Origin of the sequence: Klebsiella sp. CN_Kp106, from assembly GCF_040064575.1 — a bacterium.
GTDB classification, from domain to species: domain Bacteria; phylum Pseudomonadota; class Gammaproteobacteria; order Enterobacterales; family Enterobacteriaceae; genus Klebsiella; species Klebsiella michiganensis.
The window spans coordinates 1-12,722 of sequence record NZ_JBEAIG010000064.1; the positions used below are offsets into that span (position 1 = coordinate 1).

A 12,722-nucleotide genomic window follows, 5' to 3' on the forward strand; every position below is an offset into this window, starting at 1 on the left:
ACCCGGCGGGCTGTAAGCCGTTGTTCCGTGTCAGTGGAGGCGCATTATAGGGAGTAATTCTGAAGTGGCAAGAGGAATTTCAAAAAAAAACTCCACCCGCTTATTTTTCAACCAAAGCTGCAGCTGAGAATACATTATCGCCTGGTTTTTAAACAAAAACGAGCCCGGCGGGCCCGTTTTTGCTGTTTTGTGATTTACTGCACTGCCACTATCCGGTCGTTTTTCACAACCAGCTGCACTTCTTTACCCGGTATCAGCTCTCCAGAAAGAATCTGCTGCGCCAGCGGGTTTTCGATCTGCTGCTGGATAGCACGTTTCAGAGGACGTGCGCCATAAACCGGATCGTAACCGTTTTCGCTCAGCAGCTTCAGTGCCTCATCAGAGAGGTGAACTTCATAGCCGCGTTCCTCAAGTCGTTTATACAACCGCTGCAGCTGAATCTGTGCAATAGAAGCAATGTGTTTTTCACCTAACGGGTGGAATACCACCACTTCATCAATACGGTTGATAAACTCCGGCCGGAAGCTTTGGCTAACCACGCCCAGAACCAGCTCTTTCATGTGGCTATAGTCCAGAGCCCCAAAACGTTCCTGAATGAGATCCGAACCGAGGTTAGAGGTCATGATGACGACCGTATTGCGGAAGTCGACCGTTCTCCCCTGCCCGTCAGTCAAACGTCCATCGTCCAGTACCTGCAGCAGAATGTTAAAGACATCCGGATGCGCTTTTTCCACTTCATCCAGCAGGATGACGGAATAAGGACGACGGCGGACCGCTTCAGTGAGATAGCCGCCTTCTTCATAACCGACGTATCCCGGAGGCGCCCCAACCAGACGTGAAACGGAGTGTTTCTCCATAAACTCTGACATGTCGATACGTACCATCGCATCGTCGCTATCAAACATAAAGTTGGCCAGCGCTTTACAGAGTTCTGTTTTACCTACACCGGTAGGGCCCAGGAACAGGAACGAGCCGATTGGACGATTAGGATCGGATAATCCGGCACGGCTACGGCGGATTGCATTCGATACCGCTTCAACCGCTTCATTCTGACCAATGACGCGACTATGCAGCTCCTGCTCCATACGCAGCAGCTTCTCACGCTCGCCTTCCAGCATTCTGGCCACCGGGATACCCGTCCAGCGAGCCAACACTTCCGCGATTTCCGCATCCGTGACTTTATTACGCAACAGACGCATCGTCTTGCCTTCGGATTGCGTTGCCGCCGCCAGCTGTTTTTCCAGCTCCGGGATTTTGCCGTACTGCAGCTCGGACATCCGCGCCAGATCGCCGACGCGACGCGCCTGCTCAATAGCGATTTTCGCCTGTTCCAGCTCAGCCTTAATCGTCTGGGTTCCGGAGAGCGATGCTTTTTCAGCCTTCCACTCTTCTTCTAAGACTGAATATTGACGTTCTTTATCGGCCAGCTCCTCATTCAGCACATCCAGCCGCTTAATACTGGCTTCATCAGACTCTTTCTTCAGCGCCTGCTGTTCCAGCTTGAGCTGAATGATGCGACGGTCGAGTCTGTCCAGCTCTTCCGGTTTTGAGTCAATCTGCATCCGAATGCTGGATGCGGCTTCATCGATCAGGTCGATAGCTTTATCCGGCAGCTGTCGGTCGGCGATATAGCGATGAGACAGCGTGGCTGCCGCAACAATCGCCGGGTCGGTGATCTGCACGTGGTGGTGCAGTTCATAACGTTCTTTCAGACCACGCAAAATCGCAATGGTATCTTCAACGGTCGGCTCCGCCACGAATACTTTCTGGAAACGACGTTCCAGCGCGGCGTCTTTCTCAATGTACTGGCGATATTCATCCAGCGTCGTAGCGCCCACGCAGTGCAGCTCACCGCGCGCCAGCGCCGGTTTCAGCATGTTACCGGCGTCCATTGCGCCGTCCGCTTTACCCGCACCCACCATGGTGTGCAGCTCATCGATAAACAGGATGACGTTGCCTTCCTGCTTGGCGAGGTCATTCAGAACGCCTTTTAAGCGCTCTTCAAACTCACCGCGGTATTTGGCACCCGCCACCAGCGCGCCCATATCGAGCGCCAGCACCCGGCGCCCCTTCAGCCCTTCCGGCACTTCACCGTTGACGATCCGCTGCGCCAGCCCTTCAACAATGGCCGTTTTACCTACACCGGGTTCACCAATCAGCACCGGGTTGTTTTTGGTACGGCGCTGCAGAACCTGAATCGTACGACGAATTTCTTCATCGCGGCCAATCACCGGGTCAAGCTTGCCCTGCTCGGCACGTTCGGTCAGATCGACGGTAAATTTTTTCAAGGCCTGACGTTGGTCTTCGGCTCCCTGATCGTTCACGCTTTCACCTCCGCGCATTTGTTCGATCGCCTGACTCACGTTGGCGGTTGTGGCCCCGGCGGATTTTAAAAGGTCGGTCAGCGTGCCGCGTGATTCAAGCGCTGCCAGAACGAACAGCTCTGACGAAATAAAGTTGTCCTTTCTCTTTTGCGCCAGCTTGTCGCAAAGGTTCAGGATACGCACTAAATCCTGGGACGGTTGAACATCGCCGCCGGTACCTTCCACCTGCGGCAATCGGCTCAACGCCTGTTCAATATTGGTGCGCAACTCTCCGGCATTGATGCCCGCCGAAGTTAATAAAGGACGTATCGATCCCCCTTCCTGATTCAGCAAGGCGCTCATAAGATGAAGAGGTTCGATGAATTGGTTGTCGTGCCCGAGTGCAAGGGACTGGGCATCGGCAAGAGCAAGCTGGAATTTATTGGTAAGACGATCCAGACGCATAACTCCTCCCATAACAGGTCAAATTTGCTACTGGAGATTAAATGAGGTCATCCCTCAATTATTCAAGGTTAAAGACCTGAACTATGCAAAAATAAGTTTGCCTTCTGGATCGTCTTAGTTCGGGAGGTTATATCAGCCAGATGAAACTTGCCATACGACCCGTCGTCTTGTCGCGACGATAAGAGAAAAAATCATCTTTTTCGCTGAGGGTACAGCGGTCACCGCCAAAAATCTGCTCAACGCCAACGCTCGCCAGCCGCTGACGCGCAAGCTGATAGATATCAGCAAAATACTTTTCACCTGCAGGACGAAATGCGCGCTCCGCCTGAGTATCTTTTGCCATAAAAGCCTCACGCACCTCCGGACCAACCTCAAACGCGTCCGGCCCAATGGCGGGCCCAAGCCAGGCCATGATGTTTTCCGGTTTATCGGCAAAACAGGCCACGGTTTCTTCCAGCACGCCTTCACAAAGGCCCCGCCAGCCGGCATGAGCAGCCGCAACTTCCGTTCCCGCGCGGTTGCAAAAAAGCACCGGCAGGCAATCAGCGGTCATCACCGCGCATACCGTACCCGGCACATTGCAGTATGAAGCATCAGCGCGCTTTGACGGGTACGGCCCGCCATCGAGCTTTAACACTGCCGTACCGTGAACCTGCTCCAGCCACACCGGGTATGACGGAAGACCGCCAGCGGCGAACATGCGCCGACGGTTCTCTTCTACGTGCTGCAGATTGTCTCCGCAATGGGCTCCGAGGTTAAGTGAATCGTATGGCGACAAACTCACCCCACCAGCGCGCGTGGAACTACAGGCTGCCACGCCTTCCGGCATTGGCCATTGCGGTACAATCAGTTTAGTCATAGCCAGTCAATATCGTCTTTATGGGTTTCAAAATCAGCGCGCATGGCATCAATCAAATCAACCATATCCTGTGGAATTGGCGCATGCCATTCCATCTCAATGCCGCTGATCGGATGGTATAAACGCAGCATGGTGGCATGCAGGGCCTGGCGATCGAACTTACGCAGAGCGGTGATGAACTCTTCCGATGCGCCTTTAGGCGGACGCGGGCGCCCGCCATAGACCTGATCGCCCACCAGCGGGTGAGTGATGTGCGCCATGTGTACGCGAATCTGATGCGTACGGCCGGTCTCCAGGCGCAAACGCAGACGAGTATGAATGCGAAAATGCTCCATGATCCGATAGTGCGTCACCGCCGGTTTTCCCATAGGATGTACCGCCATATGCGTACGCTTGGTCGGGTGGCGGCTAATCGGTTCTTCCACCGTTCCGCCAGCGGTCATGTGACCAATCGCCACCGCTTCATACTCGCGGGTGATTTCGCGCAGCTGCAGGGATTCCACCAGGCGGGTTTGCGCCGGAATGGTCTTCGCGACCACCATCAAGCCGGTGGTGTCTTTATCAAGACGGTGCACGATCCCCGCACGCGGCACGTCAGCAATGGCCGGATAGTAGTGCAACAGCGCATTCAGCACAGTACCGTCAGGGTTGCCCGCGCCAGGGTGCACAACTAAATCGCGCGGTTTATTAATTACGAGGATGTCATCATCTTCATAAACGATATTGAGCGGAATATCCTGTGCCTGGAAACGGACTTCTTCTTCGATTTCAACATCGATAGCAATCGTTTCTCCCCCCAGCACTTTCTCTTTCGGCTTGTCGCTGACGCTGCCGTTTACCAGCACTCTCTGGTCAAGGATCCATTCTTTTATGCGCGAACGCGAATAATCCGGGAACAATTCGGCCAAAGCCTGATCTAAGCGTTGTCCGAGTTGATTTTCGGACACCGTTGCGTTGAGTTGTACTCGTTGTGCCATATACAGCTTCTTCGTTTTAACGTTGGGTTTTACGGCTTTGCCGTTTAATATAGTGTGCTATTGTAGCTGGTCTTAATCGGGAGCAGGAACAGAGATTCTCCCGCATAAACATTTTGAGGAAGTCAAAACGTCATGACGCGCATGAAATACCTGGTGGCAGCAGCCACACTGAGCCTGGCTTTGGTGGGTTGCTCTGGCTCAAAGGAGGAGGTGCCCGATAATCCGCCGAATGAGATCTACGCGACCGCTCAGCAAAAGCTGCAGGACGGTAACTGGAAACAGGCAATAACGCAACTGGAAGCGTTGGATAACCGTTATCCCTTTGGTCCTTATTCCCAACAGGTACAGTTGGATCTGATTTATGCGTACTACAAAAACGCCGATCTGCCGTTGGCTCAGGCAGCTATCGATCGCTTTGTGCGCCTGAACCCTACCCATCCTAACATTGATTACGTCATTTATATGCGTGGTCTGACAAATATGGCGTTGGATGACAGTGCGCTGCAGGGCTTCTTCGGTGTCGATCGTTCTGACCGCGATCCACAACACGCGCGCGATGCCTTTAACGACTTCTCCAAACTGGTTCGTGGCTATCCTAACAGCCAGTACGCTACTGACGCCTACAAGCGTATGGTGTTCCTGAAAGATCGTCTGGCGAAGTACGAGCTGTCGGTCGTGGATTACTATACCGATCGTGGCGCATGGGTTGCGGTCGTTAACCGCGTAGACGGCATGCTGCGTAACTATCCGGATACGCAGGCCACCCGCGACGCGCTTCCGAAAATGGAAAACGCCTACCGTCAGATGCAGATGAACGCGCAGGCGGACAAGGTTGCGAAAATCATCGCGGCTAACAGCAAGAACACCTGATAGCCCTTAGATAAGCAAAACGGCAGCCGAGTGGCTGCCGTTTTTTTATTCGTTAAATCGTTAAGCTGAAGCGGTTTAGCGCCGAGTTAACTCATCAAATATGGCTCTCTTTCTTCCATTCCACAAGTAAAATCTCACCTGTTCCTGTCCTGTCTCACAAAACAGATTCGTTGACAAAAAGTGACAATAAAATGTGATTTAAATCACGCATTTTGACATTGGGCGAGGTATGCTGAGTTTACCAAGACGGGAAAGACAAGAGGTAAAATTTATGACAATGAACATTACCAGTAAACAAATGGAAATTACTCCGGCAATCCGCCAGCACGTCGCAGACCGTCTCGCCAAACTGGATAAATGGCAAACCCACTTAATTAACCCGCACATCATCCTCTCTAAGGAGCCGCAGGGTTTTGTCGCTGACGCAACCATCAATACGCCAAACGGGCACCTGGTCGCCAGCGCACGGCACGAAGACATGTATGCCGCAATTAACGAATTGATCAACAAGCTGGAACGGCAGCTCAATAAAGTGCAACACAAAGGGGAAGCCCGCCGCGCCGCAACGTCGGTGAAAGAGGCAGGCTTTGTGGAAGAAGAAGAGTAATCCTTAACTTAAGCTTGTGTCATGCCACGCGCCTTCGGGCGCGTTTTTTATTGACAGAGTGAAAACAGTACAGGTACTGTAATCCCCACTAACTCAAGGAATTCATCGTGAAACTGATCCCGTTTTTCTTCGCATTCTTTTTTACCTTCCCCTGAATGGGAGGCAATTCGTCGTGTGATAAAGAATGCGAAGACGAACAACAAGGCCTCCCAAACGGGAGGCCTTTTTTATTGATAATCAATAACAAGAAAGGCAACACATATGACCGAGGAAAACCCATTACTGGCCCTACGCGATAAGATCAGCGCTCTGGATGAGAAACTGCTTGCGCTGCTGGCTGAGCGCCGCGGCCTGGCCGTCGAGGTCGGTAAAGCCAAGCTGGCATCGCACCGGCCGGTGCGGGATATCGACCGCGAGCGGGACCTGCTGGAACGCCTGATGACGCTGGGGAAAAAACACCATCTTGATGCCCATTACATCACGCGCCTGTTCCAGCTGATCATTGAAGACTCGGTCCTTACCCAACAAACGCTGCTGCAACAGCACCTGAATAAAATTAATCCGCACTCCGCGCGGGTGGCATTCCTCGGACCTAAAGGTTCATATTCGCACCTTGCGGCTCGTCAGTATGCCGCCCGCCACTTTGAACAGTTTATCGAAAGCGGCTGCGCGAAGTTCGCCGATATCTTTGAGCAAGTGGAGACCGGCCAGGCTGACTATGCCGTCGTTCCTATTGAAAATACCAGTTCCGGCGGCATCAATGATGTTTACGATCTTCTGCAGCACACCAGCTTATCCATCGTGGGCGAGCTGACGCTGCCTATCGATCACTGCGTGCTGGTCTCAACGTCCACCGATGCGCAACAGATTACGACGGTCTACAGCCATCCGCAGCCGTTTCAGCAGTGCAGCCAGTATCTGAGCCGCTATCCGCACTGGAACATTGAATATACCGACAGCACCTCCTCAGCGATGGAAAAAGTCGCTCAGGCTAAATCGCCGACCGTTGCCGCCCTGGGCAGCGAAGCAGGCGGAGCGCTGCACGGTTTGCAGGTCCTGGAACATTGTCAGGCGAACCAGACGCAAAACATCACCCGCTTCCTGGTTCTGGCGCGTAAAGCGGTGGAAGTCTCCGATCAGGTCCCCGCGAAAACCACGCTGTTGATGGCCACCGGCCAGCAAGCCGGGGCCCTGGTAGAAGCGCTGCTGGTGCTGCGAAACCATAATCTGATCATGACCAAGCTGGAATCACGCCCCATTCACGGTAATCCGTGGGAAGAGATGTTTTATCTGGATATCCAGGCCAACCTGGAATCACTGCCAATGCGCAAGGCATTAAAAGAGCTGGCCGAGATAACGCGTTCAATGAAAGTGCTGGGCTGCTATGCCAGCGAAAACGTGGTACCGGTCGACCCGGTTTAACGTTCGATAAACGGCAATTTCTTCATCCCTGCCACGGCAACTGGCAGGGTGAAGATCGCGCCGGAAAGCGGATATTTCGCCACTTCTTCGGCATCCATATTCTCCCGCGTGGTGGTAATGTAGAGCGTCTTCATATCCGCTCCGCCAAAACAGACCATCGTCGGGCAACGCACCGGTAGACGATGCTCCTCCAGCTGCTCGCCCGTCGGCGAGAAGCGCGCAATACGCCAGCCGTCAAACATCGCGCTCCAGTAGCAACCTTCAGCATCGATGGCCGCGCCGTCTGGAATCCCCTCTCCCGGCTGAAAGCGCAGGAAGACCTCACGTTTACCCGCCTCGCCCCGCTCATCGAGAGGTGTTCGATAGATAACGGCATTTGGCGTATCCGAGGTATACATCCAACGTTTGTCTTCGCTAAACGCCAGACCGTTAGCGCCGTGAATATCGCACTGGATAACCTGCGGGGAGAGATCGTTATCGATGCGCACTAAGAGCGCGCCATTAAAATCTCCCGGCCCCCAGAAAGTCCCGGCATAAAAGCGGCCGTCACGATCGGTTCCACCATCATTAAAGCGCGCTAATTGCGGGTTGCTGGGGTTATCGCAGACTTTGCGCTGTAGAAGACCATGCGCATCAGTGAGCCAGATACCGCTGCGTAAAGCGACGATAAAACCGCCCTTCTCGCGCAGGGCAAAACAGCCGGGCTCCTCGGGAAATTGCAGAACCTGATGTTCACCCGTCTGCACGTCGTAGCGATGAATCTCGCATTCCATAATATCGGCCCAGTACAATGCCTGTTCGGCTTCGCTCCAGGTCGGACATTCCGGTAAATGCCCGGTGTAATCAAACAGCGGTTGTGGTTCAGCCATCGTTTTCATCCCTATAAAAAAAGCCAGCGGGTCACCCCTCTGGCTTTATTGTATACGTGTTTGACGACTTACTGCCGATTATCATTTGCCTGGCGCAGCAACGTCCGGCTTTCGCTCTGGAAGCGCTGGGCATAGTCACCGAACCAGTGCTCAACCTTACGGAAGCTATCGATGAACGCCTGTTTATCCCCCTGCTCCAGCAGGCCGATAGCTTCACCGAAGCGCTGGTAGTATCGCTTAATCAGCGCCAGATTATTTTCCGAGGACATAATAATGTCAGCATAGAGCTGCGGATCCTGGGCAAACAGCCGGCCAACCATCGCCAGTTCCAGACGATAAATAGGCGACGACAGCGCCAGAAGTTGCTCAAGACGCACATTCTCTTCGGCCAAGTGCAGGCCGTAAGCGAAGGTCGCAAAGTGGCGCAACGCCTGAATAAAGGCCATATTCTGATCGTGCTCGACGGCGCTGATACGATGGAGCCGCGCGCCCCAGACCTGAATTTGCTCCAGGAACCACTGATACGCTTCGGGCTGGCGGCCATCGCAGTACACCACCACCTGCTTCGCCAGGCTGCCGCTGTCCGGCCCAAACATGGGGTGTAACCCCAATACCGGACCTTTGTGCGCGGCCAGCATCGCCTGCAGCGGTTCCGCTTTCACCGAGGCCAAATCGACCAGGATGCAGTCCGCCGGCAGCGGTGGCAGCTGAGCAATCGTTGCCGCCGTGATATGAATCGGCACGCTGACGATAACCATACCGGCATCGGCGACAATCTCTTCCGCCCGCGACCAGTCGTCTTTTTCAAGGATACGAACCTGATATCCGGAAAGCGTCAGCATTTTCTCAAACAGACGCCCCATTTGCCCGCCGCCGCCAACAATCACCACCGGACGCAGGTTCGGATAAAGCGTTTTAAAACCTTTATCGTTTTCGCTAGAATAAGACTCCCGCATGACGCGACGCAAAACATCTTCGATAAGATCCGGCGGGACCCCAAGCGCAGCAGCCTCCTCGCGCCGGGACGCCAGCATCGCCGATTCACGCTCAGGAACGTAAATGGGCAGGCCGTATTGGCTTTTAACCTCTCCGACTTCCGCTACCAGCTCCAGGCGCTTAGCCAGCAGTTCCAGCAGCGCCTTATCGACTTCATCAATTTGATCGCGCAATGCGGTCAGTTCAGCAACCATATCATCCTCTTACGCCAGACGAGCCGCCAGATGGCCTCGCAGATCCTTATCAAGTTCGCGGAGCAGCGCATCGGTGGTTTCCCAACTAATGCAGGCATCGGTCACTGAGACGCCGTATTTCATATCGCAACGCGGCTGCTCAGAGGACTGGTTACCTTCGTGGATATTGCTCTCAATCATCAGACCAATAATGGAACGGTTACCATCTTTAATCTGCGCGACCACGGATTCCGCAACCGCAGGCTGACGGCGGTAGTCTTTATTAGAATTCCCATGGCTGCAATCTACCATCAGCGATGGCTTCAGTCCCGCCTGAGTCATCTCTTTTTCACACTTCGCAACATCTTCCGGGCCGTAGTTTGGCGCTTTCCCGCCGCGTAGAATGACGTGACCATTCGGGTTGCCCTGCGTTTGCAGCAGGCACACCTGTCCGGCCTGGTTGATGCCGACGAAACGGTGCGGCATCGCGGCAGCGCGCATTGCGTTAATTGCCGTGGCAAGGCTACCATCGGTGCCGTTTTTAAACCCTACCGGCATCGACAGGCCAGAAGCCATCTCACGGTGAGTCTGGGATTCGGTCGTACGCGCGCCGATAGCAGACCAGCTAAACAGATCGCCGAGATACTGAGGACTGTTTGGATCCAACGCTTCCGTCGCCAACGGTAGCCCCATATTGACCAGTTCAACCAGCAGACGGCGCGCAATCTTCAGGCCGCCTTCCACATCAAACGAACCATCCATATGCGGATCGTTAATCAGCCCTTTCCAGCCAACGGTGGTGCGGGGTTTTTCAAAATAGACGCGCATGACCAGATAGAGGCTATCGCTGACCTCTTCGGCAAGGGCTTTAAAACGACGAGCGTACTCAATGGCGGTTTCAGGATCGTGGATCGAACAAGGGCCACATACCACCAGCAGACGCGGATCGCGGCCGGCGATGATGTTGGAGATGGTCTGGCGAGACTGCGCAATCTGCGCCTCCTGCTCAACGCTCAGAGGGAATTCAGCCTTCAACTGATCCGGAGTGATCAAAACCTGTTCGTCGGTAATGTGTACGTTGTTCAGCGCGTCTTTTTGCATGATTGCGATCCTGTATAGCTCGTTTGCGATAGTTATTGCCTCAGCGAGGATGACGTAACGATACCACACAGAGTAAAGATTTCAATCCATATTACGTAAATTTTACTTTACACACGGAAATTAAATCGCGCTGCATTTCACTCAATGCGTATCAAATTATTTACAGTGAGTCATTAAACGCCAGTTTTTCCCTGCTTCCACGAATTTCTTTTACGAAAAATCCTGGTAAGAATTATCTCAAAGCGGCGAGGCTGGCTAATGACGATTTTCCTCAACAATGCTATTCTTCGCCCGGGTTTCAGCAATCTGCATCCCCCACGCTATGACAATCTGACGGAACCGTAATGACTGTTCTTCACCGTCTCTTTTTGACTTTAGTACTATCACTCGTGGGTATCTCTGCTGTTGCCTCCGGACCGTCTGAAAATGTTCGGACAATCGTTTCGGGGATCGTGACTTATACTCGCTGGCCGCAATTATCCGGTCCTCCAAGGCTCTGTATTTTTTCAACATCACGATATATCCATAGCCTGGCCGAAGACGCTCCGGAAATATTGCCTTATAAACCCGTGATTGTTCGTAATACACAAGAAGCCTTACAGACGACCTGCGATGGTTTTTATTTTGGCAGTGAATCGCCGACCCAACAGTCTGAATTTACGGCCAAATATGGAAACCGGCCCCTATTACTTATTGCGGAACAAAACACCGATTGCTCTATTGGCAGCGCTTTTTGCCTGCTCATCAACAATGAGAGAGTCAGATTTTCCGTAAATCTGGATGTACTGACGCACAGCGGCGTTCGGGTTAATCCCGAGGTGCTGATGCTTGCCCGGAAAACATCACATGAATAAGGATTTTTCTCAGGCCCCGCGCCCCACATTTAAAAGAGCGCTGCGCCGTATCAGCATGATAAGCGTGGTGATCTCTATGACACTGGTCTGGCTGTTACTCTGCACCGCTTCCATATTTACACTCAAGCAATACGCCCAAAAAAACCTGGAACTTACCGCTGCCACCATGGGCCGTAGCCTGGAAGCAGCGCTCGTTTTTGGCGATAGCGCAGCGGCTGAAGACACGCTGGCCACTCTGGGCAGACAGGGGCAATTTTCTCAAGCAATTCTGGTCGATGGCCGGCAAAGACCCTTCGCCTCATGGCATAACGATGGTCTGGTCAGTCAGGATAAAATCAGCGACGTCATCAGCAAATGGCTCTTCCCGAAACCCACGGTGCAAACTATCCTGCACCAGGGAAAAATTATCGGTGAACTCCGTCTGACCGCGCTGGACAGATTGATAAGCTATTTTCTTGGTATCTCTATTATTGTGCTCACCGGCAGCATTTTTCTGGCTTCCTGCATCGCTTTGCTCCTTACCCACTCGCTGCATCGCGGCATTGTGGCAGCGTTACAGAGCATTACCGAGGTGGTACATGACATCCGCGAAAATCGCCATTTCTCCCGCCGGGTGCCCGAAGAGCGCATTGAAGAATTCCACCTGTTCGCCCAGGACTTCAATAGCCTGCTGGGTGAAATGGAGGACTGGCAGCGGCAGCTTCAGGCTAAAAACGCCCAGCTCCTGCGCAGTTCATTACACGACCCGCTAACCGGGCTGGCTAACAGAGCGGCTTTCCGGAATGTGATTAATGATCTGATGAAGGATGAAACCGCCCAAAGTCATTCTGCGCTGTTATTTCTTGATGGCGATAACTTCAAGCTTATTAACGACAACTGGGGCCACGCAGCCGGCGATAAAGTGTTAATTGAGGTCGCGAGCCGCCTGATGGCCTTTGTCGGTAAACAGCATCAGGCATGGCGTCTCGGCGGCGATGAATTTGCCATTCTGCTACGGGATGTTCATTCAGAAACCGAAGTTCGGGCACTGTGCAGCGCGTTGTCCGAACAGTTTATCCCGCCGTTTAATCTACACAATGGCCACACCGCCAGCCTGTCACTGAGCATTGGTTACGCTTTAACCTGGGAACATACCTCAGCGGAAAATCTGCAAGAGCTTGCCGATCAAAATATGTATCGGATGAAACACCAGCGCTTACAGCAAACGCAAAAATAAAAGGAATCAC

12 protein-coding genes and 1 other annotated feature are annotated in these 12,722 nt (G+C 53.2%); of the genes, 6 read left to right on the forward strand and 6 right to left on the reverse strand.

Annotated features, from left to right (window positions below; genetic code table 11):
- Positions 1 to 194 precede the first annotated feature (194 nt).
- The 3 genes from clpB to rluD all read right to left on the reverse strand — a co-directional run bounded on the left by clpB (position 195) and on the right by rluD (position 4,604).
- Positions 195 to 2,768 (reverse strand): ATP-dependent chaperone ClpB, encoded by a 2,574-nt coding sequence (gene clpB / locus ABLU96_RS21480; protein WP_064406103.1) that lies wholly within the window; start codon positions 2,766 to 2,768, stop codon positions 195 to 197.
- Between the two features lie 127 nt (positions 2,769 to 2,895).
- Positions 2,896 to 3,627, reverse strand: coding sequence for a purine nucleoside phosphorylase YfiH (yfiH, locus tag ABLU96_RS21485; RefSeq protein WP_025107359.1), 732 nt, complete (start codon positions 3,625 to 3,627; stop codon positions 2,896 to 2,898).
- A complete protein-coding gene (gene rluD / locus ABLU96_RS21490; protein ID WP_048260100.1) occupies positions 3,624 to 4,604 on the reverse strand; it encodes a 23S rRNA pseudouridine(1911/1915/1917) synthase RluD in 981 nt (326 codons plus the stop codon). The genes yfiH and rluD overlap by 4 nt, the downstream gene beginning before the upstream one ends.
- Positions 4,605 to 4,736: 132 nt before the next feature.
- Here rluD and bamD point away from each other — a divergent pair, with 132 nt between their 5' ends.
- From bamD to pheA, 4 genes are all read left to right on the forward strand, one after another.
- Positions 4,737 to 5,474 carry an outer membrane protein assembly factor BamD gene (bamD, locus tag ABLU96_RS21495; RefSeq protein ID WP_004853303.1) on the forward strand — a complete coding sequence of 246 codons (738 nt, stop codon included), beginning with the start codon at positions 4,737 to 4,739 and terminating at the stop codon, positions 5,472 to 5,474.
- A gap of 271 nt (positions 5,475 to 5,745) precedes the next feature.
- Positions 5,746 to 6,081 (forward strand): ribosome-associated translation inhibitor RaiA, encoded by a 336-nt coding sequence (raiA, locus tag ABLU96_RS21500; protein ID WP_004104616.1) that lies wholly within the window; start codon positions 5,746 to 5,748, stop codon positions 6,079 to 6,081.
- A 106-nt stretch (positions 6,082 to 6,187) separates the two neighbouring features.
- Positions 6,188 to 6,312, forward strand: a sequence feature (Phe leader region).
- Positions 6,189 to 6,236, forward strand: coding sequence for a pheA operon leader peptide PheL (gene pheL, locus ABLU96_RS21505; protein ID WP_101706155.1), 48 nt, complete (start codon positions 6,189 to 6,191; stop codon positions 6,234 to 6,236). (Overlaps the previous feature by 48 nt.)
- A gap of 30 nt (positions 6,313 to 6,342) precedes the next feature.
- Entirely contained in the window at positions 6,343 to 7,503 is a 1,161-nt protein-coding gene (gene pheA / locus ABLU96_RS21510) for a bifunctional chorismate mutase/prephenate dehydratase (RefSeq protein ID WP_004853306.1), read from the forward strand.
- Here pheA and ABLU96_RS21515 read toward each other — a convergent pair.
- The 3 genes from ABLU96_RS21515 to aroF all read right to left on the reverse strand — a co-directional run bounded on the left by ABLU96_RS21515 (position 7,500) and on the right by aroF (position 10,642).
- Positions 7,500 to 8,372 carry an SMP-30/gluconolactonase/LRE family protein gene (locus ABLU96_RS21515; protein WP_032751928.1) on the reverse strand — a complete coding sequence of 291 codons (873 nt, stop codon included), beginning with the start codon at positions 8,370 to 8,372 and terminating at the stop codon, positions 7,500 to 7,502. The two genes, pheA and ABLU96_RS21515, sit on opposite strands and share 4 nt — an antisense overlap.
- A 68-nt stretch (positions 8,373 to 8,440) precedes the next feature.
- Positions 8,441 to 9,562, reverse strand: coding sequence for a bifunctional chorismate mutase/prephenate dehydrogenase (gene tyrA, locus ABLU96_RS21520; protein ID WP_014226434.1), 1,122 nt, complete (start codon positions 9,560 to 9,562; stop codon positions 8,441 to 8,443).
- Positions 9,563 to 9,571: 9 nt separating this feature from the next.
- Positions 9,572 to 10,642, reverse strand: coding sequence for a 3-deoxy-7-phosphoheptulonate synthase AroF (gene aroF, locus ABLU96_RS21525; protein WP_014226435.1), 1,071 nt, complete (start codon positions 10,640 to 10,642; stop codon positions 9,572 to 9,574).
- 344 nt (positions 10,643 to 10,986) lie between these two features.
- Between aroF and ABLU96_RS21530 the strand changes: the two genes are divergently transcribed.
- Both ABLU96_RS21530 and dgcN read left to right on the forward strand, forming a co-directional pair.
- On the forward strand, positions 10,987 to 11,496 hold the full coding sequence (locus ABLU96_RS21530; protein WP_004853313.1) for a YfiR family protein: 510 nt from the start codon (positions 10,987 to 10,989) through the stop codon (positions 11,494 to 11,496).
- On the forward strand, positions 11,489 to 12,712 hold the full coding sequence (gene dgcN, locus ABLU96_RS21535; RefSeq protein WP_049070040.1) for a diguanylate cyclase DgcN: 1,224 nt from the start codon (positions 11,489 to 11,491) through the stop codon (positions 12,710 to 12,712). The genes ABLU96_RS21530 and dgcN overlap by 8 nt, the downstream gene beginning before the upstream one ends.
- The last annotated feature ends 10 nt before the right edge of the window (positions 12,713 to 12,722 follow it).